The sequence below is a fragment of the Marinomonas sp. ATLA20 genome, from assembly GCF_057180105.1.
Genome location: NZ_JBXUKU010000002.1, coordinates 349,088 through 369,919, shown reverse-complemented (window position 1 = coordinate 369,919; position 20,832 = coordinate 349,088). Strand labels below are relative to the sequence as shown.

The window sequence follows — 20,832 nt, the reverse complement described above, 5'->3', positions numbered from 1 at the left end:
ATTGATCAACAAGTCTCAGACATGGTTTTTCAGTTTATCACTGTCAAGATTCGATTAAAAAATGGTAGAGCCTTAAGAATGATAGAGTCTAAAGAACTGCAGTTTAGTATCGGTGGCCGTTCACTATTAACAAATTTCTCGATGACATTTGAACCAGGGAAAATTTATGCCTTGGTTGGTCACAATGGCTCTGGAAAATCCACCCTTTTAAAATTGCTTGCTCAGCAACAAAAACCAACTGCGGGCAATATTTTACTAAATAGCCAATCTATTTCTTCTTGGTCGCAAAAAAAGTTTGCTCAACAAGTGGCCTACCTACCTCAACAAACACCTTCTACAGACAGCCTTTCTGGAAGAGATCTCGTTAGCTTTGGTCGCTACCCTTGGCATGGGTTACTCGGCAGACTGAACAAAGAAGATCAACAATATATTGACGAGGCAATGGATCTAACCGATACCACAAACTACGCAGATAGGCTGGTTGATACCTTATCGGGAGGCGAACGCCAACGTTTATGGCTAGCTATGCTACTCGCTCAACGCACTCAATATCTACTTCTTGACGAGCCTCTTTCGGCACTCGATATCGCACACCAAGTTGACATGCTTAACCTAATAAAAAAGCTAAGTGAAAAACTCAATTTAGGCGTCATTATCGTTATCCACGACATAAACATGGCGGCACGCTTTTGCGATCATATAGTGGCTCTTCATAGTGGTGAAATGATTGCTTCGGGTTCCGTTGATAGCATTTTCAATCAAGATCACCTGCAAAGAATCTACGGTATTAAGATGCATATTTCTGAACATCCCGCTGGCTATCCCATCGCCATGCCTTATTAATTAGTAATCAGGTCGTTGTTATGAAGTCTTACCTTTCCTATCTAATAGTGCTTATTGCCAGCGCCTCTAGTGCTATTGCCATGGCTGCACAAGAGCCAGAAGCAACACAGGATATACCCGCACCATCACTAAGAGTGGCAACTATTGATTGGACACAAACCGAAACATTGTTAGCGCTTGGGGTTCATCCAATTGCCGCGGCACAAGTAATTGACTATAACTCATGGGTAAAAGCACCAGTAATCCCATCAGCTACATTCGACCTGGGTTTACGAACACAGCCAAATCTAGAGCGCTTATCTGAATTAAAGCCTGATCGTATTTTTATATCGCCCATGTTCCAGTCTCTCGAATCCCAGCTATCACGTATTGCGCCAGTCACAAACATTGCTCTCTATAAAAAAAGCAACATTTCATGGCAAGCGCTCAAAGACTTCACGCGCACAATGGCATCACAAACAAAAACAGACAAAGCAGCTGAGAAATTAATCACCCAATCAGAAACAAAGCTTGCCCAATTAGCACAAAAAATTCCGCCGAATACACCAAAGCTCATCATGATTCAATTTATGGATGCTCGTCATGTTCGGGTATTCGGTGACAACAGTATGTATAAAGTCGCTGCCAATGAAATTGGTCTAGACAGTGCCTGGCTTGGTAAAACCAACGCCTGGGGATTTTCTTTAGTTGGTATAGACAAGCTGAACAACATTAAAGGGCAACTTGTTATTATCGACCCTCTTCCAGCAGGTGTAGAGCAACACCTGCAGAATGACCAATTCTGGCAATACTTAGTGAAGCAAACAGGCAACCCCGTTTTAAAGATCTCACCCGTATGGAGTTTTGGCGCCATACCATCAACAGTTAGATTTGCTACCTTACTGACAAATAAGCTTACTAAGGAGGCAAAATAATGCGCCTATTTCCGATAGGACTTATTACTCTATTGGCCGCCTTAGTTTTGCTTTTAATGGGCTGGCAATTGTCGATCACGGGAAATATCACTCAAAACATATTCAGTCTGTTTGAGACAAATTGGCAATCAAATGCATCGGTCACCTTCTCCCTAACTTGGTGGCCGCGCTTATTTACAACGCTTTTATGTGGCGCGGTGCTCGCTGTTGCTGGCGTATTAATGCAGCAAGTTCTTCGCAATCCAATCGCCTCCCCCTCGACACTAGGTGTTGCCAGCGGTGCTAGCTTCAGCCTAATGCTAGCAACAATTTATGCCCCTTGGCTTATTGAACTGTCTCATAGCTTAGTGGCTTTAGCCGGTGGCTTAATTACCATGGGGTTAGTGTTTGCTCTATCTTGGCGCAGAGCCCTATCGCCAACCATCGTCGTAATATCTGGATTGGTGATCAATTTATACTTCAGTGCTTTCAGCACCGTTTTGCTAATGCTGAACCAAGAAAAATTATCAGGCTTGATGATTTGGGGGGCTGGCTCTTTAGTACAGACAGGCTGGGACAATGTCAGCTATTTATTCCCCAGAATTATAGCCGCCGTTATTGTTGCCTTTATTTTTCTTAAACCATTGAGCCTATTAGAATTAACTGAATCAGGCGCAAAAAGCTTAGGCGTATCCTTGGCTAAACTACGTTTTGTTTGCCTTGGCTTAGCGGTGTTGCTTACTTCTTGGGTCGTTGCAAGTGTTGGTGTCATTGGCTTTATTGGTCTCGCCGCTCCCGCTATAACACGGTTAGCAGGCATTCATCGACTCGTTCCTAAACTGATCACTTCCATGATTATTGGCGCACTATTACTCACCCTAGCGGATTTACTAGTACAGCAACTACCCGGAATAATGGCAATGGTTATCCAAACAGGGGCGGCCACAGCAGCACTTGGCGCCCCGTTGATGTTATGGCTTCTTCCAAAACTCTCAATACGCAGTCAAACTCAAGTAGAAACGGTATTAACCAGGCACGTTAACCAAATTAAAAGACTACACAAATCCGCCATCATATGGGCTTGTTGCGTTCTTATTATTGGCTTATTTATTTTTTCCAGCGTCTCTATACAAAGTGATGGTTGGCAATGGCTAGTGCTCAATGGCGACTGGTCGATGTTGGAATGGCGACTGCCGCGGCTAGTAACAGCATTACTAGCTGGAACCATGCTTGCCGTTGCAGGCACAATTATTCAGCGACTCAGCGGAAACCCGATGGCAAGCCCTGAAGTGATAGGCATCAGCTCAGGTACAGCAATCGGCCTGATAGTGACGCTTTATGCAGGCTTAGCCACCAGCACAACAGGGCTTTATATTGGCGGCTTATTAGGCGCATTGGCCACCATGCTTCTGATTATACTTTTAAACAGAAAGTCTGGTTTTCAACCGGAACGAGTGCTCTTAACTGGTGTTGCTATTACCGCACTGATGAATGCCATACAAAGCTTAATTTTAGCGGGTGGAGACCCTCGCAGTTATGAATTCCTTGCTTGGCTTTCCGGTTCTACCTATTACGTAACAGTAGACACTTTATTGCCTCTGCTGATTATTACAGTGCTACTTACCTGCGTCGCTTTTGTATTTTCCAAATGGTTAGACATCTTACCGTTAGGTCAAGCAACGGCTAGCGCTTTGGGTATACGAACAGCTTCATCTCGATTAATTCTATTGTTTTTGGCCGCTTGCTTAACCGTCGCTGCAACCCTAGTCGTTGGACCACTGAGTTTTGTTGGTTTAATGGCGCCTCATTTGGCGCGTCTATTTGGCTTCAGCCGCGCCAAAGAGCACCTTATCGCCGCCGCGTTAGTCGGGGGCTTTCTAATGCTTTTATCAGATTGGCTTGGTCGGCAATGGTTATATCCGCAAGAAATTCCGGCTGGAATGGTCGCCTCTATAATAGGCGGACTGTATTTAATGTGGGGGCTACGACGACTCTAAGCCATCTTACTTATTTAAAATGAGTGACAACACACACAACAAATGAGAATGATAATGCAAATCGAAAGCACTAATTTTACAGAGTTTTTATGAACCTCTTTCGTCAACTCGCCAATAACCAATTTAAGGCACTCTTTCTTGTCGTGTTACTTAGTGTTGCCAGCGCTTTACTTACTCTAGGCGTCATCGCATTTATCCAATACAAATTATTAGTTGCGGTTAACCTAACATCGACTGTCATGTGGCAGTTTTTATTACTCTTAGTGGTATTGCTAACCATAGCAACGTGGGCTCAAGTGGCACTACATAAGCTAGGTCATCAGTTTGTCTATTTGAAACGCTGCCAACTCATCAAGCAATTGATCAATACTGATATTGAGCAAATCGACAATATTGGTAGCGCTCGCCTGCTCGCATCATTGAGCACTGACATTCGCAATGTCACTGTAGGATTTGTCCATCTGCCCCAGCTTATTTACGGCGTTGTACTTACCATAGCAGCAATGGTTTACCTATCTTTTTTATCACTTCCGCTATTTGCAATCAGCTTACTCATACTTTCTCTTACCGCCTTAATTGGCTTTAGCCTCGTCGGGAAAATTACATTTCATATCAAACAAGTACGTGACTATGACGATAAGCTGTACAAAGATTATCAAGCCATTATTGATGGCCGCAAAGAGCTGGCACTCAACCCACATAAAGCAAAGCGCTACTTCGAAGAAGAGTTTTCCCCGAATGCACAACAGTATCGAAATCAGATAACGCAAGCTGATACTTATAATGGCTTTGCCGCTAATATGGCAAACACCTTAATTTTAGCGCTCGTTGGCTTAAATTATTATGCGGCTCTTAACTTTAACTGGGCCAGTTTCGAAGTCGCCTCTTCTTTTGCCCTCGTTATTCTGTTCATGCGCGCCCCTTTAATGACGGCAATCGCTTCCTTACCAACCTTGGTGACAGCGAATGTTTCAATCAAAAAACTAGAGTCCTTGGCTCTGGACAATAACGCTGAGTTTACTCCACAACAAAAAACACTAACCCCGTTCAAAACACTCAGTCTGAAACAGGTCACTTATCAATATCAAACAGATTCAACAGACAAACCATTTCAAGTTGGCCCCATCAATTTTTCTGTCCAGCAAGGGCAAACAATTTTCATTATTGGCGGAAATGGCAGTGGGAAATCGACCTTCGCTCGGTTATTGACTGGCCTCTATCGCCCTCATTCTGGCGAAATACTTATTAACAATGCTCCGGTCCTAGCTGAGCAATGGCCAATATATCGTCTGCAATTTTCCGCTGTTTTTAGTGATTATTATCTTTTTCGCCAGATCGTCAATGGCCATGGTGAGAATATCGACGACGCAGAAATTGATGAATGGTTAGGTCATCTAGAAATGTCCCATAAAGTCTCACATAAAAAAGGACATTTATCAGACACTCGCTACTCTCAAGGACAACGTAAACGACTCGCATTGCTCATGGCGGTCATGGAGCAGCGCGGCTGTATTCTTCTTGATGAATGGGCGGCCGATCAAGATCCAAGATTTAGAAAAATATTCTACCGATCACTCCTACCACGATTAAAAGAACGTGGTGTCACTGTCATCGCAATTACCCATGATGACAAGTATTTCGATTCTGCTGATCGAATTTTCAAAATGGACTTAGGCTCCCTAACCGAGCTCAGCGTTTCTGAACCACAGCAAAACAACACCATTTTTTCACAGATCATTTCTTAGAAATGTAACCCTCAACATATAAAAAAAGGAAAAGACATGAAACCGCGCTTTACCCTGACCCCACTGTCATTTGCTATTGCTTTGGCGCTATCAATCAACACGGCTCATGCAGAAGAAATGGGAACACTTGTTATAGAAGGTGATACAGAACAAAGTTCTACTACCAATAACTTCAACTATGTAAGCAACGTTGCCCAAACGGCGACAAAAACAGACGAAAAAATCACCAAGATTCCTCGCGCCGTTTCCGTTGTAACTCGCGAACAAATGGATGATCGCGCACCGATCAGTATCTCTGATGCCTTGCAATATACGCCAAGCATTCAGACCAACTTCTATGGTGAAGACAACAAACAAGACTGGTTTGTGATTCGTGGATTTAAACAAGCAAATAACGGTTTATACCAAGACGGCACACGCCTTTATTCATCTGGCTTTTATAGCTGGCAAATTGACCCTTTCATGCTGGAGCGTATCGAAGTCTTACGCGGACCTGCTTCCACACTGAATGGTCAAACGCCACCTGGCGGCGTGGTTAATGTCATCAGTAAACGCGCTCAACTTGAAGAGGACTTTGGTTCCGTAACAGGCACGGTAGGCTCCTACGATCGCAAAGAAATCAATCTTGATGTGAACAAAGCCATCAACGATAAACTAGCGTTTCGCATGGTGGCAGTTACCCGTGAGAATGGCACCAAGGTCGACAGTGTAGAAGCGAACCGCACACTACTTGCCCCCTCTTTAGCCTGGAAAATCAGCGACGATACCAAGTTAACCGTGCTTGCAAGTTATCAAAAAGACGACTCGGATCCCTACCTGCAATTTTTACCGATGGAAGGCACCTTAACATCTAACCCAAATGGTAAAATTGGTTATGATACCGCCTTAGGAAATGCTGACTGGGAAACCTTTCAACGTGAACAAACTTCTGTAGGCTATGAGCTAGAGCACGCGTTCAATGACAGCTTAAGCTTCCAGCAGTCTGCGCGTTTTAGCCATATGGATATTAACCTGCGTCAAATGTACTTTGGCCAATATTCGGCCGATGTTGATACTTATGGATCCCTTCTTGACCCAACAAGCAGTAGAAGCGATATTGTTAGATCCGCCTCTACCGCAGATGGCTATTCTAACGCCTTCAACATTGATAACCGTTTTATCTACAAATTTGATGCAGGGAGTACCAAACACACCTTGCTAACAGGTGTCGATTATCAAAGTATTGACACCAATAACAAAGACTATGCATCTGATCCTGTTGTTGCTGATGGAAACAAGATAGTTTCCGGACTTAACATTCCAGATCCTAGGTTCAATATTTATAACCCGAGCTATAGCAACAATATTGTTTTACTAGACAAGAACAACAACTTTGCAACCCTCACAGATGCCGATCTGCAAACCACAAAGACCAAAAATCGTCAGTTAGGCTTCTACCTTCAAGACAAAGCTAACATCACAGACAAGTTCACCGTCATTGCGGGCGCTCGTTATGATGACACCAGCAATGAAACGAACAATACGTCGACCAATACAAAAACGGATATCGACCTCCACCAGTGGACAGGAAATCTAGGGGCGTCTTATCAGCTGGATAACGGTATGGTGCCTTATGCCAATTACGCCCAATCTTTTAACCCGATTCTTGCTTTGGATGCAGACAACAATCCAGCAAAACCAGAAAAAGCAGACAGCTACGAAGTGGGTATAAAATTCAAGCCGCAAAGCTTTGACGGGCAATTTGGTATAGCCGCCTATCAAGTCACCAAAGAAAATCTAAAAAGCGGTGACAGTGGTACAGCTAACTTCCGTCAATTAGGAGAAGTACGAAACCGAGGCATTGAATTTGAAGCGGTTGCTAATCTAAACAGAGCTGTCACGTTAGTCGGCACATTGAGCTATGTAGACTCGGAAGTTACCGAAGACACCAATAGCGCAAATGTCGGCAAAACACCGGCTCAAATCGCCAGTAAGCTGGCTTCTGTCTGGAGTAACTACAGCTTTATCGACGGCATACTAGATGGCTTAAAAGTGGGGGCTGGCGTGCGCTATATCGGTGAAACCTATGCAGACAATACAGAAACCAACAAAGTACCGTCTTATGCCCTTGTCGATGCCATGGCAAGCTACCGAGTAGATAATTATAAGTTCCAATTAGTCGCAAAAAACCTACTCGATAAGGAATACATCGCTACCTGTAGTGGGTTCTGCTACTACGGTGATAGCCGCAACATCATGGCCAGCGTGACTTACGACTGGTAATCGTGCCAATACTCTTTTAGCTTAAAAGAGTATTCCAAATCTAAGAGCCTAGTATTAAACGATACTAGGCTCTTTTTTATCGATTCACTTAAGGTGTAAATGAGAGGATTCAGGCACTCCAGAAGTCCAATCATCGAGTCTAATAGTCGATATAAATAGGCTTTCAGACCAAGCGACAGTAATCACGCCCCAGTCAAAAGAAAAGCTTTTTAGACCATATTGCCTGCCCTGCCAATGCAATGAATAAGACAAATCGCTTAATAAGCTTGGCAGACAATTAATACTATTCAAGTCGTCTATCAAACCGCTTCCACAAGCTTTGAGCAGCGCTTCCTTCGCTGTCCATAACGTAAAAAAACTTTTGCTTCGATCAAGACAACGGTCAAGTTGCTGTATCTCATCTGGGTGGCAGACCATTTCAATCATTGACTCAAGATCCGCCATTTCCCGAAAGCACTCAATGTCCACGCCGATAGCGTTTTTATCACTGGATTCAACAAGAGCAACCACAACAGAATTACCACTGTGACTAAGGTTAAAGGCAATACATTCTTCAACAAAAGGCTTACCAAATGGAGTTTGATCAAAATACCATTCAGATGCGTTTTTGAATGGAAAGTAATGACTCAAAGTCCGTCGTTTAAAAGCATGTGCAAAAGCATATTGCTCACGTAAGTGTTCAAAGCGAAACATTGAGGCACGTTTCTTTTCGCTGTCATCAAGCATGCTATCTACAGGGAAAGCGTTTTCACTAAATGCGATCGTCAATGCCATGCTATTCCCAAGGCTGTAAGCCACTTTCTTGATTCCATTCAAAAGTATAATCTACAAAGGACTTTCGCTTAGCTCGAGAAATACGCTTTGGCGTTCCCAAGGATATAATCCCAAGCACTTGGTCTTTTTCATCCATACCCATTACCTGACGAAGCGCGTCATCCGTTTCTTGAGTATGCCAAATCCCGCCAAAGCCCATTGCGTGAGCAGCCAACAATATATGCTCACACGCCGCTGCCCCCGCCAACTGCTGATCTAATACCGAAACACTCGTATCTTGATTTATAGCGGTATAAACACAAATCATCATTGGCGTATTAATGATCTCTTCAATAAAACGCTGAAAGTAGACTTCATTTTCCACTTCACCATCGTAAATAGTACGAAGCAGTCCCTCTAAATCTTTCATGCCTTGTCCTTGAATCACCACAAACCGCCACGGCTTTAAATTGCCATGATCAGGAACCGTCATAGCAGTCTGTAAAATTTGTGCTAATTCCTCTCTATTTGGCGCAGGCTGTAAAAGACTGCCTCGCGCATAAGAGCGCCGTGTCATTAATGCATCAATAGCATCCATCTTTCATTTTCCTTTTATAAAGCGTTTCAACACCATGCAAACCTATCACGATAAAATACATGAATAATAACACGCTAAGATGAGATTGATTCCTAAAAACGAAAGTTAAAAACAAAACAGAGTAAAAGCTTGTGATGGGACATTTTTGTCCTCAATATAAGCTCAAACCTAGCAATCAGTGCCTATCAAAGTTGGCACTAATTTTTCATTAGGTTGCTTGATAATAAAAACAATAGGACAAATACAGATGGGGATTCCCACTTTTTTACGGCTTCGCAATATAGGCATTGGCGGCAGGCTTTTTTTGGCTTTCGTCTTAATTTCTTCCATCACCATTGTTGCCAGCGGCTTGGCGACAAATACGTATTTACAACTCAGTGATCGCCTTCTTTTATTGAAATATCAGGACATTCCGGGGCTAGATGCTGCGGCTCGATTAAACGATAAAAGCCGCCAAATCGTCGCAACTGCACCGATGCTCGTGACCAGCGATGCCTCTATCTCTAGAGAAAAAACCATGAACGAATTGAGAGTTGCCATTAATGAAATGGATGCACTCATGCGCAATCTACCAGACTACAACCGATATTTTCTTGAACTGATGGCCCAAATTCAAAACAGTCTAACGCTCTTAAATCAAAGTGTTGAACGTCGCGAAGTTATAAGACGCGAGCTGGCAACACAGTCATTGCTGATTTTCCCTTTATTTCAAGATCTTATTTTTCAAGTGGGTCAATTGGAAGGCTCTGCAGAATTAGAGCAAGTCATTAATCGCCTTTACTATTTCTCCGCATTAATAGAAAAAGTCAGCAATGATGCCTCTTTTAATGAACTAGATTACACCTTTTTACGACTTGAAAAATTAGGCTCAGAGATTGCCCAATACCTTACCCTGCTGCCACAGGTGCCTCTACCATTGCGCCAATCGTTACTCGACTTATTAATCATGAGCTCTCGACAAGGCGAACTTTTCCAACTTAAAAATGAAGAGTTAGACTTGCTTTATCAACAAAGTTTTCTATTGGAAAATAGCCAACAACATATCCAACAGCTAGCAGCCCAAATCAATCAATATACAAATTACACCAACACCAGTATTCGAGGCTCTCTTGAAGGTGCTATCAAATCCATCAACAACAGCATTCGCGATATTCTATTACTGTCTCTCATCAGCCTAAGCATTGCTTGTGCTATCTCTTGGTTTTATGTTCGACGCAATGTGTTGCAGCGCATCATCGAACTACAAAGAAATATGCGTGCCATTGCAAGCTCTCAACTGGATACGAAAATACGCATTGTGGGACACGATGAAGTCTCCAGCATGGCTAGAGACTTACAATACTTCCAGAAAACGGCCATAGAAGTAGAAAAAACCAACCAAGTTCTTGCCGCAGAAATAGAAGAAAGAGTAGCGGCAGAAGCGCAGCTAAAAGCGGCTCAGAACGAGCTGGTACAAGCAGGAAAACTCGCGGCATTAGGTCAGCTTGGCGTTGGTATCACCCATGAAATCAACCAGCCATTAACCGCCATCGCCAGCCACTTACACACAGCTGGGCGACACATGGAAAAAGATCAAGTGGACAAAGCGCGAAATAGCTTAGACAAAATTGGCTTACTGCTTACCAAAATCACTCGGATAACCAAACACCTTAAAGCCTTTGCTCGCGTTGCAGGAACAGAATTGACTCCCGTCTGTTTAGACACAGTCATCCAAGATGCCATCGAGCTCATGTCGAGCCAGATCGTCGACCAACATTGCACACTAGATTATCAAACAAACTCAGCGTCACTCTATGTTCTTGCCGAGCCAATCAGGCTAGAACAAGTCATGGTGAATCTAATAAGCAATGGCGTTGACGCCCTATCAAGTGCTCCAGTGAAACAGCTCTCTATCAGAGTATATGAACAAGACGAAAGGATAATGATTGACGTTTGTGACACTGGAATTGGCATAGATGAGAGTCAGTTAGAACAAATTTTCGATCCATTTTTCACTCAAAAAGAAGTTGGCCAAGGGCTCGGTTTAGGCTTATCGATTAGCTACAACATAGTTCAAGATTTTGGCGGCCAAATAAGAGTGACATCCACACCAGAAGCCGGCAGCCGATTTACCTTGGAATTAACAAAGGCAGAAAAATAAATGCTTAATACAATAAAAATAATCATTATCGACGATGATCAAACCATCATCGAAGCATTAACCGAAATGCTCGAGCTTGAAGGCTTCCTGATAGAAAGCTATTTCAGAGCAGACAAAGCCATTAATCTACTTGATAAAAATAGCGCCGCGGTCGTGCTTAGCGATGTCAGAATGCCCCAAATGGACGGCATGAGTTTACTGACTCGCCTTCAACAACTAGACAATGAATTGCCGGTCTTGCTCATGAGCGGTCATGGCGACATCCCAATGGCTATAGAAGCGATGAAAGAAGGCGCTTACGACTTTCTTGAAAAACCACTACAACCAGCCCAACTGATAAGCAAGCTGCAACGTGCTGCAGAAAAAAGACATTTAGTGCTAGAGAACCGGAAACTAAAACAAAATCTCGCTCAACAAACAGGCTTAGCAGCCTTTATTATTGGCGAGTCTGCGGCAATCAAAAATATTCGCCAACATATATCCTCTCTGGCGCAGGCAAACATTGACACTATTATCTATGGTGAAACAGGCTGCGGCAAAGACGTGGTCGCCAGAGCTCTTCACCAGTTCAGTCTTCGTAACAATGGACGATTCATTGCGATTAACTGTGGCGGCATCAGCGAAAGCCTGATTGAAAGCGAGCTTTTTGGGCATGAAGCAGGCTCGTTCACAGGAGCTAATAAGCGTCATATCGGCAAAATTGAAGCAGCCAATGGCGGCACCCTATTTCTGGACGAGATAGAAACCATGCCACTACCGGTTCAAATAAAACTACTGCGTGTATTACAAGAGCGCACCATTGAGCGAGTCGGCAGCACCATGCCAATTCCGGTCGAACTCACGGTTATTGCGGCCAGCAAAGACAATCTCGCTCAACTGGGTGATGAAGGAAAATTTCGTAAAGATCTATTTTACCGTCTCAATGTTGCCAGCCTGACCATTCCACCGCTTAGAGATAGACCAGAAGACATTTTACCGTTATTTCATCACTATGCCCGAAAAGCGGCAGATCATTTTTCCAGAGACCTACCAAGCATCACACCAGCCTATCTGGATTATTTAATTCAGCACCAGTGGCCTGGCAATGTCCGTGAATTAAAAAACTCAGCGGATAGGTTTGTACTCGGGATAAGCGAAACCTCTCTCGCATCGATTAAACGGGATGATGACATAAACGGCAGCTATGAAGAACGTATGGACCAATTCGAGCGCCACATAATAGAAGAAGGGCTCAGAGCCACAAACGGCCTATTAAATGAAGCGGCCGAACTATTAGATATGTCTCGTAAAACGCTCTACCGTAAAATGAAGAAACACCAACTAGAAAAACAGCAGTTTAAAATACTGGAAGACGAAGGACAGGAATGACCCATTTGACATTTTCCAATGAGACTAAAGCGTCCCAAAGATCCTATCCTCACCTAAAGGAAATTCATAAGCCACTGTTTTAAAAGGATTTAAAACTATTGGCATTAGCCTTGCTCTATCTGGATCAATCCTTCATATGTGAAGGATTGATCCATCTCCGACAACGGAACCTCCCGACCGGTGATAACAATAAAAAAATACATCACGAGGAAAAAATAATGCCTATTAAATTATTAACAGGTTTAGTGCTCTCTAGTTCTTTACTATTCGGTGCCAGCTCCGCCCTAGCCGATGATTGCAGCTACCGTGGCGTTCTGGACGATAAGTTCTGCGACGAAAACTACGACCTTGTTGCCGATCTACCAAAAGATTCAAGCCAGTGGAGAGATCCAAGCACCTTAGTATTCACCTACACTCCTGTGGAAGACCCTGCGGTTTATAAAGACGCTTTCAGTGATTTCCAAAAATATCTCAGTGAAGTGACTGGCAAAAAAGTGGTGTATTACACGGTTCATTCCAATGCTGCCGAAGTAGAAGCGTTACGATCTGGCAGATTACACATAGCAGGCTTTTCTACAGGCCCAACCGGCTACGCTGTAAACCTAGGCGGCTTAGTGCCAATCGCTGTCAAAGGCACAGAGGAATCTTTCCAAGGCTACAACCTGATCACCATTGTTCGCAAAGACAGCAACATGACGAAAATGACAGACCTAAAAGGCAAAGTGGTTGCTCATACGTCTGCATCTTCAAACTCTGGCAACTTAGCGCCTCGCGCCATCTTCCCAGCATTAGGACTAACACCAGATAAAGATTATGAAGTGAAATATTCAGGCAAGCATGATCAATCTATTATGGGTGTATTATCAGGAGACTATGATGCTGCGCCTGTCGCCTCAGATGTTTTCAAACGTATGGTTGATGCAAAACGCGTGAGCAAAGATGACTTCCGTATTATTTATACCAGTCCTCGCTTCCCAACCTCATCCTTCGGTTACGCTTATGACCTCAATCCTGAACTGGTTGAGAAAATCAAAAAAGCCTTCTTCACCTTCCGCTTTCCGCCAGAGATGCAAAAAACCTTCGGTGGTGCAGATCGCTTCTTTCCTGTGACGTACAAAGAAGATTGGCAAGTTATCCGCGACATTGCTCATTCGTCTGGTACCGCTTACACCAAAGCAGGACTTAAGCAACTTGCTGAAGCTGATGCTGCTAAAGCCGCAGCAGCTAAACGTAAAAAAGAAGCTGCAAGTAAAAGCCAATAAACGATTAACTCTACTCGTTTAACTTAATTTATAAGACTTATTTATAAGGACTCCAATAGCCTGATAATTCAGGCTATTGGACCTATTCGCCTGTAGGAAATCATCATGTCTGCTACTCAAAACACAGCTGAGCGCTCAAACTTTTTAGAAATTCGAAACTTAAAAAAAGAATACACAGTAGGAAATCCCATTTTAAAAGGGATAGATATTAGCATCACAGAACCTGGCATCATTGCCATCATAGGACCTTCTGGAACAGGCAAAAGCACACTACTTCGCTGCATCAACCGCTTAATCGATCCAACAGATGGACAAATTTTATTTGATGAAGCCGATTTGTGTTTAGCCAAAGGAGCCCAACTACGTAAACTGCGCCGTCAAGTCGGCATGGTATTCCAAGAATACAACCTTGTTGAACGATTAACCGTCATTGAAAATGTTCTAACAGGTCGACTCGGTTACATGTCTGCATGGCATGCTTGGCGAAGAAAATTCAGCCAAGAAGACATTAATACGGCCTTTGAATTATTAGACGCTGTTGGCTTAACAGAGCATGCAAGCAAACGCGCAGATAGCTTGTCTGGCGGCCAACGACAGCGCGTTGGCATCGCTAGAGCGGTTATGCAAAACCCTAAAATCCTCTTAGCTGATGAGCCAACCTCTTCTCTCGATCCAAAAACCGCCGTAGAAATCATGGAGCTGCTAGAGCGCTTCTCAGCAGAAAAAAACATTCCTGCTCTGGTCAATATTCACGATGTAAAACTGGCCAGCCGTTTTGCCAAGCGCATGATAGGTATGAGCAACGGTGTTGTGGTTTACGACGGACCTCCAGAAGGTATTACTGATGAACACCTAAAACAAATTTATGGAGGTGAATCATGGCTGGTATAAACACTCCCCAAAATAGAGAAAACCCGTTTAAACAAAATTGGTTTGTCACCGCAACTTGGCTACTGGTCATTTGTTATGTGCTGTACTCTTTTAACGCTATGGGCCTAAGCTGGGAACGCTTTAACGATGGCTTAGGACACGCAAGCAACTTATTAGGGCGCATGGTGCCACCTAACTTTAGTCGCTGGTCATTGCTAATGAGCGGACTGATAGAGAGCCTTGAAATTGCTATCATTTCCAGTATTTGCGGTATTTTCATTTCATTATTTTTAGGGCTGTTTGCAGCTCGCAATATGATGCCAAGCTGGGTCAGTACACCAGTAAGAACGCTAATTGCACTTTGTCGTACCTTTCATCCAGTGATCATTGCGATCTTGTTTGTTAAAAGTGTGGGATTTGGCGCTTTGGCAGGGATTCTTACCCTTGTGGTGGCCTCAATCGGCTTTATTGCCAAGCTCTTTGCAGAAGCGATTGAAGAAATATCACTTAAACAAGTGGAAGCCATTCGAGCTACTGGCGCAGGTTTTACTAGTATTATTTTATTTTCTGTCATGCCACAGGTGTTTTCTCGCTTTATCGGTTTTTCCACCTATCAACTCGACTCTAACTTACGTAACTCAACCATGGTGGGAATTGTCGGTGCTGGCGGTTTAGGCGGCACACTTTTTTCTGCCTTCCAGCGTTTCGACTATGACTTTGTCGCGGCCATCCTTATTGTCATTATCGCTCTTATCATGTTTGGTGAATTCCTATCCAACATTGTTCGACGCATTTTCCGCTAGTTTGACCTAGGAGCTAATTTTATGAACACAATAGATCATCACTGGCAACGTTTCACGCTTAAGCAAAAACTGTCACGCTATGCCGTTTATTTAGTACTCGTTATAGCCTTTGTACAGTCTATTCAGTCTGTAGAGGTCATTCCTGAATTTCTATTAGATGCACCTGAACAAATGGCGGACATGTTTACCCGCATGTGGCCAATAGACTTTGCTTACTACCCGGTCGCTGTTCATGACGCCATGATAGAGACACTCAATATCGCGACGCTAGGCACTCTCATCACATTGATTTTTGCTATTCCATTAGCCTTGATGAATGCCAGCAACATTGTTAATTCAGCTTGGTGTCACTGGATATCTCGGTTTTTTCTAGTGTCTTCTCGATCAGTTAATTCATTAGTTTGGGCACTGCTTTTTGTCTCTATCTTCGGTCCAGGCGTTATTGCTGGCGTTTTAGCCATTGCCTTTCGCTCTATCGGCTTTGTCGGCAAGTTACTTGGCGAAGCCATAGAAGAAGTAAATATGGGGTCTATCGAAGCATTAAAAGCCACGGGCGCTTCTTGGATGTCTATTTTACTTAAGGGTTACTGGCCTCAAGTGTTACCGGCTTTCTTTAGTATCGTACTATTTCGCTGGGATATTAATGTCCGAGAGTCTGCTGTCTTAGGTTTGGTCGGAGCTGGCGGTATCGGCGTGGTGCTGGATGATTCAATGAACTTATTTCAATGGGATAGAGTTGCTATGTCTCTTTTGGCTATTTTTGTCATCGTCATATTGGCTGAAATTGTTGTGGTAAATATTCGTAAACGCTTACTTTAACACTCTTCTGTAAGAAGTTTTTTGCACAAAAAAGGAGCCTAAGTCGGCTCCTTTTCATTTTAACTAAGCAACGAATTATTTTGTACTTTCATCACTCGATAATGCTTCAGGACGCTTGGAGAAAATACGACGTACAATTACAAAGAATAAAGGTACAAAGAAGATCGCCAATACGGTAGCAGTTAACGTACCACCAACAATACCTGAACCAATTGAGATACGGCTGTTAGCACCAGCTCCTGAAGAAAGAGCCAGCGGCAAGGTTCCCACCATAAACGCCATTGACGTCATAATGATAGGACGTAGACGCAAACGAGCAGCTTGAGCCGCAGCATCCCACACATTGACCCCACGACGATAAGCCGCTTCCGCAAACTCAACAATCAAGATCGCGTTTTTAGAAGACAAACCTATGGTGGTTAATAGAGCGACCTGAAAATACACATCATTTTCTAGGCCACGCAAATGCGCAGCAGCCGCTGAGCCTATTACCCCAAGAGGAATAACTAAAATCACAGAGAAAGGCACAGTCCAGCTCTCATATAGAGCAGCAAGGCATAAAAACACAACAAGAATGGAGATAGCATAAAGCAGTTGTGTCTGACCACTAGATAAACGTTCCTGGTAAGACAATCCACTCCATGAACCAGTTACGCCCGGTAGAGCGTTGGTCACACGTTGTAATTCATCCATTGCCGCGCCAGAACTTACGCCAGGCGCACCGGAACCTTGAATTTCATAAGACGCTAAGCCATTAAAGCGCGATAAGCTTTTCGGTCCATACGTCCATTCACTCTTAGCAAAGGCAGAAAATGGCGTCATGGTATTGTCATTACCGCGAACATACCAGTGTTGCAAATCTTCTGGTGAAGAACGATATTCAGCATCGCCCTGCATGTAAACCGTTTTCACTCGACCACGGTCGATAAAATCATTAACGTAACGACCAGCCCAAGCGCTACTCAAAGTCGAACTAATATCAGACATTGACAAACCAAGCGCTGACGCTTTTTCTTGGTCTATATCAATATGCAACTGCGGCCCTTCAGACTGAGATCCCAAACGCACACCTGTCAAAAGCGGGCTTGCATTCGCATCATTCAACAAAGCATTTCGCATTTCTAATAAATCTTCACGTGTGGTATTACCCGTTGCCTGAAGCTGGAATGTAAAGCCGCTACTTTGACCCAAACCTTGGATAGAAGGTGGTATCAAAGAAAAAATTTGCGCGTCACGTATTCGAGCAAAAGCACCGTATGAACGCCCAACAATAGCGCTAGCGCTATTTGCTGGTCCAACTCGCTCACTCCAATCTTTTAAGGCGATGAATGCTAAGCCTGCATTTTGCCCAGTTCCCATGAAGTTAAAACCTGAGATGGTAAAAATAGCATTAACATTCTTTTTTTCTGTCTCTAGGAAATAGGTTTCAATCTCTCTCATAACCTTATCGGTACGGGACATAGATGCCCCTTCTGGTAAAGACACCATCACCATCACTCGACCTTGGTCTTCTGTTGGTAAAAAGCCTGACGGCAAATTCGTCATCAATCCAGCCAAGCCAGCAACAATTAACCCGTATACCAGCATCCAACGAACTGGCTTTTTAATAATGCGACTAACACCATTGAAATATTTGCCAGTAACACGATCAAAATTACGGTTAAACCAACCACCAAGGCCTTTTTTGCTAGTTTCGTGATTGGCTTTCAACAAGGTGGCACACAAGGCTGGCGTTAAGGTTAAAGCCACCACAACAGACAGCACCATCGATGCAACTATAGTGATAGAGAACTGGCGATAAATAACACCAGTTGAGCCACTAAAGAATGCCATCGGCAAAAATACCGCAGACAAAACAACGGCAATACCTATTAAGGCACTGGTAATCTCTTTCATGGATTTGATCGTCGCCTCTTTGGGAGGCAGTTTCTCTTCTTCCATGACTCGTTCCACGTTCTCCACCACTACAATGGCATCATCTACCAGCAAGCCGATGGAGAGTACAACACCAAACATAGTTAACGTATTTATAGAGAAACCAAACAACTCTAAAACACCAAATGTACCTAAAAGGACAACAGGCACCGCAATCGCCGGTATCAGTGTTGCACGCCAGTTCTGCAAGAAAATGAACATGACAATGATAACGAGAGCAATTGCCTCAAAAAGTGTTTTAACCACTTCCTCAATGGATATTTTAATGAAGTCCGTGTTATCAACAGGGAAAGAAAACTTGTACCCCTCAGGCAAGCTATTGGATAAATCGCTTAATGTCTTCTTAACCGCTTCAGAAGTCGATAAGGCATTCGCGCCCGGTGCTAGCATAACCGCTAAACCAGAAGAAGGATGCCCATTCAAACGAGGGATATATCCATAGGACTCACTGCCCAGCTCAACTCTTGCTACATCACTTAAACGAACCGTTGCACCACTGTCATCGTAAGTCAGAATAATGTCTTTGAACTGCTCAACGGTCTGAAGTTTCGATTGTGCGGTTACTGTAACGTTTAGCTCTTGCCCTTTAATGATTGGGTAAGCACCGAGGCTACCGGCTGCAACTTGCGTATTCTGCGCATTGATAGCCGCAGAAATATCAGAAGGCATTAGGCTATATGACGCAAGTTTTAGCGGATCTAACCAGACACGCATTGCATATTCAGCACCAAACACCTGAATACTACCAACACCATCAACACGAGATACTGGATCTTGAATACTTGATACTAAAAAATCTGAGATATCATTTGCAGAATCTTTATCCGTTTCATCGTAAACAGCAGCAACCATCAAAAAGTCTGAGTTAGCTTTTTTAACAGAAACACCGTTCTGCTGAACGGACGTGGGCAGATTAGATGTAATTTGTTGAATTTTATTCTGTACTTGCACCTGAGCAATATCGGCATCCGTACCTTGCTCGAAGGTCACACTGATGCTGCTTCGGCCACTAGAACTACTGGATGACGAGAAATACAACAGGCCATCAAGACCCGTAAGTTGTTGCTCTAATACCTGAGTAACACTGTTCTCAACCGTTTCGGCTGACGCACCTGAATAAGTAGCAGAAATACTAATAGTCGGCGGTGCAACATTGGGGTATTGAGATATAGGTAAGGTCGTTATCGCACCGAGGCCTGCCAGCATGATCGCGATGGAAATAACCCACGCGAATACCGGACGATTTATAAAAAATTGAGCTAACATAGATTAATTCCCTTGAGCCGCAGAACCATTAGCGTCGACAATAGCACCTGTTTTACTGTCTCGTTTCATCGCAACAGTCGTTACTTCATTACCTGGTTTTGCCTTCATAGAGCCTTCGACAATCACTTTTTCGCCAGCTTTGATACCAGACAGAACCAACCATTGATTTTCTAACGCACGCTCAACGCTTAAAACACGACGTTCAACCACATTTTTATCGTTAACAACCAAAACAATTGGGTTCCCTTTCACATCTCGTGATACCGCTTGTTGAGGCACGAGAAGAGCTGCATTATGTGTCAACTCATGAATCAAGCCACGAACAAACATCCCCGGCAATAATAAGTTATCTGGGTTTGGAAACTCAGCGCGCAACGTTACACTACCAGTAGACTCGTCCACACTAACTTCTCTCGCTTTCAGGCTACCTTGGTATTGGTATTTACTGCCATCTTCAAGAATCAAAGATACTTTATTAGACCCTTTCTCAACATCATCTTGAGCTAGAAAGCTGCGCTGTTTCAACTGATCTAAACTGGTTTGGGATAAATCGACAAAAATAGGATCCAATGAGCGAACTGTTGTCATAACCGTTGCTTGACTACCCGTTACCAAGGCCCCCACAGTCACACGCGATATACCAATTCGTCCATCAATAGGTGATTTGATTTTGGTGTAGCCTAAATTGATTTTAGCGTTTTCCAAAGCCGCTTCAGAACCCTTTTGCTTTGCTCTAGCTTCTAGGTAAGCCACTTGTGCATCATCTAGATCTTGTTGAGAGACATTGTTTTGTTTACGCAGCAAAGTGTAACGCTCTTTTTTCAACTGAGCAGACTCTAGGCTTGCATTCGCTGACTCTAGATCGGCTTGAGCCTGATTGTAAGAAGAGACATAAGTGGAGTCATCCAATTCGTAAAGTAAGTCGCCTGTCTTAACGTTTTGCCCTTCCTCAAAAAAGCGTTTCTTCACAATCCCACCGACTTGAGGACGAATTTCTGCCACCAAACTTGAAGCCGTACGTCCTGGCAATTCAGCGATTAAATCTGTTTTTTGAGGCTCAATTGTCACAACGCCCACTTGGACTTTAGGTGGTGCAGATGGTGCAGCCTCAGACTTAGGAGCCTCCTCCTGACAGCCAGCCAGCAACAAAACAAGTAAGACACTTGAAGCAAATTTAAATTTAGACAACATTGAGGAGACTTCCTTTCGAAATATTGAGAATGATCATTCACAAGCACTATAATATAAGCAATACACCTAATATATGACAAATCGTGC

At 43.5% G+C, this 20,832-nt stretch carries 15 protein-coding genes; 11 read left to right on the top strand and 4 right to left on the bottom strand.

Translation table 11 applies throughout. The features are described 5' to 3' along the window. Positions 1-78: 78 nt before the first annotated feature. The 5 genes from AC2A4J_RS06110 (at position 79) to AC2A4J_RS06090 (ending at position 7,740) form a co-directional block, all read left to right on the top strand. Entirely contained in the window at positions 79-843 is a 765-nt protein-coding gene (locus tag AC2A4J_RS06110) for an ABC transporter ATP-binding protein (RefSeq protein WP_484175332.1), read from the top strand. 20 nt (positions 844-863) lie between these two features. Continuing rightward, positions 864-1,757: an ABC transporter substrate-binding protein gene (locus AC2A4J_RS06105; protein WP_484175331.1), complete on the top strand. Its 894-nt coding sequence runs from the start codon at positions 864-866 to the stop codon at positions 1,755-1,757. After that, positions 1,757-3,733 carry a Fe(3+)-hydroxamate ABC transporter permease FhuB gene (fhuB, locus tag AC2A4J_RS06100; protein ID WP_484175330.1) on the top strand — a complete coding sequence of 659 codons (1,977 nt, stop codon included), beginning with the start codon at positions 1,757-1,759 and terminating at the stop codon, positions 3,731-3,733. Before AC2A4J_RS06105 ends, fhuB begins: the two co-directional genes overlap by 1 nt. An 89-nt stretch (positions 3,734-3,822) precedes the next feature. Beyond that, positions 3,823-5,478 carry a multidrug ABC transporter permease/ATP-binding protein gene (locus tag AC2A4J_RS06095; RefSeq protein ID WP_484175329.1) on the top strand — a complete coding sequence of 552 codons (1,656 nt, stop codon included), beginning with the start codon at positions 3,823-3,825 and terminating at the stop codon, positions 5,476-5,478. A gap of 36 nt (positions 5,479-5,514) precedes the next feature. After that, the gene (locus AC2A4J_RS06090) at positions 5,515-7,740 is read left to right on the top strand and encodes a TonB-dependent siderophore receptor (protein WP_484175328.1); all 2,226 of its coding nucleotides are present in this window, start codon (positions 5,515-5,517) and stop codon (positions 7,738-7,740) included. 84 nt (positions 7,741-7,824) lie between these two features. Here AC2A4J_RS06090 and AC2A4J_RS06085 read toward each other — a convergent pair whose 3' ends face one another. Both AC2A4J_RS06085 and AC2A4J_RS06080 read right to left on the bottom strand, forming a co-directional pair. Further along, entirely contained in the window at positions 7,825-8,514 is a 690-nt protein-coding gene (locus AC2A4J_RS06085) for a 4'-phosphopantetheinyl transferase family protein (RefSeq protein ID WP_484175327.1), read from the bottom strand. Between the two features lies 1 nt (position 8,515). Further along, positions 8,516-9,091 carry a nitroreductase family protein gene (locus AC2A4J_RS06080; protein ID WP_484175326.1) on the bottom strand — a complete coding sequence of 192 codons (576 nt, stop codon included), beginning with the start codon at positions 9,089-9,091 and terminating at the stop codon, positions 8,516-8,518. Positions 9,092-9,338: 247 nt separating this feature from the next. On the opposite strand from AC2A4J_RS06080, the gene AC2A4J_RS06075 reads away from it, so the two are divergent. The 6 genes from AC2A4J_RS06075 (at position 9,339) to phnE (AC2A4J_RS06050) (ending at position 16,353) form a co-directional block, all read left to right on the top strand. After that, positions 9,339-11,231 carry an ATP-binding protein gene (locus tag AC2A4J_RS06075; protein ID WP_484175325.1) on the top strand — a complete coding sequence of 631 codons (1,893 nt, stop codon included), beginning with the start codon at positions 9,339-9,341 and terminating at the stop codon, positions 11,229-11,231. Beyond that, positions 11,232-12,599 (top strand): sigma-54-dependent transcriptional regulator, encoded by a 1,368-nt coding sequence (locus AC2A4J_RS06070; protein WP_205113598.1) that lies wholly within the window; start codon positions 11,232-11,234, stop codon positions 12,597-12,599. Positions 12,600-12,817: 218 nt separating this feature from the next. Beyond that, positions 12,818-13,861 (top strand): phosphate/phosphite/phosphonate ABC transporter substrate-binding protein, encoded by a 1,044-nt coding sequence (phnD, locus tag AC2A4J_RS06065; RefSeq protein ID WP_484175324.1) that lies wholly within the window; start codon positions 12,818-12,820, stop codon positions 13,859-13,861. A 105-nt stretch (positions 13,862-13,966) separates the two neighbouring features. After that, positions 13,967-14,752: a phosphonate ABC transporter ATP-binding protein gene (phnC, locus tag AC2A4J_RS06060; protein ID WP_484175323.1), complete on the top strand. Its 786-nt coding sequence runs from the start codon at positions 13,967-13,969 to the stop codon at positions 14,750-14,752. Beyond that, complete coding sequence (gene phnE, locus AC2A4J_RS06055; protein WP_255826296.1) at positions 14,740-15,534, top strand: phosphonate ABC transporter, permease protein PhnE; 795 nt, start codon at positions 14,740-14,742, stop codon at positions 15,532-15,534. Before phnC ends, phnE (AC2A4J_RS06055) begins: the two co-directional genes overlap by 13 nt. Positions 15,535-15,555: 21 nt before the next feature. Then, complete coding sequence (gene phnE / locus AC2A4J_RS06050; protein WP_255826297.1) at positions 15,556-16,353, top strand: phosphonate ABC transporter, permease protein PhnE; 798 nt, start codon at positions 15,556-15,558, stop codon at positions 16,351-16,353. Positions 16,354-16,428: 75 nt separating this feature from the next. Here phnE (AC2A4J_RS06050) and AC2A4J_RS06045 read toward each other — a convergent pair whose 3' ends face one another. Next, entirely contained in the window at positions 16,429-19,554 is a 3,126-nt protein-coding gene (locus tag AC2A4J_RS06045) for an efflux RND transporter permease subunit (protein ID WP_484175322.1), read from the bottom strand. A gap of 3 nt (positions 19,555-19,557) precedes the next feature. Continuing rightward, the gene (locus AC2A4J_RS06040) at positions 19,558-20,745 is read right to left on the bottom strand and encodes an efflux RND transporter periplasmic adaptor subunit (RefSeq protein ID WP_484175321.1); all 1,188 of its coding nucleotides are present in this window, start codon (positions 20,743-20,745) and stop codon (positions 19,558-19,560) included. Positions 20,746-20,832: the final 87 nt, after the last annotated feature.